This window comes from Pseudoalteromonas sp. BSi20439 (genome assembly GCF_000241165.1).
In the GTDB taxonomy this organism is placed as follows: Bacteria; Pseudomonadota; Gammaproteobacteria; order Enterobacterales; family Alteromonadaceae; genus Pseudoalteromonas.
In genome coordinates this window covers 1-361 of sequence record NZ_BADW01000218.1, presented here as the reverse complement: position 1 = coordinate 361, position 361 = coordinate 1, and the positions used below count along the sequence as shown (strand labels likewise).

Sequence of the window (361 nt, the reverse complement as noted above, 5' to 3'; positions counted from 1 at the left end):
ACTGCCAAAAGTAAAACTTCGCGCACCCACGTATTTATCGCGCGATGACATGCGACGGCTTATAGAAAGTTGCACCGATATGCGCTTAAAAACATTGATTATGGTGTGCTATGGGTGTGGCTTACGTATTAATGAACTGCTACGCATTAAAGTGCAAGATATCGATGGACAGCGTAAAACTATTTTAATTGAACAAGGTAAAGGGGATAAATCACGATATGTGGTTGTATCAGATAGCGTGCTGGCTCAATTACGTTGTTATTGGAAAATGTATCACCCAACAGGTTGGATGTTCTATTCACGGTTATTAATGGATAAACCTATGTCAGCATCAACCTTCAGGAAGCCATTGCGAAAACAT

1 protein-coding gene is annotated in these 361 nt (G+C 40.4%); it reads left to right on the top strand.

Annotated elements, in window-relative coordinates; all coding sequences use genetic code 11:
* Positions 1–361, top strand: a 361-nt coding sequence (locus tag P20439_RS18005; RefSeq protein WP_242376100.1) for a tyrosine-type recombinase/integrase, incomplete at both ends; no start/stop codon positions are given.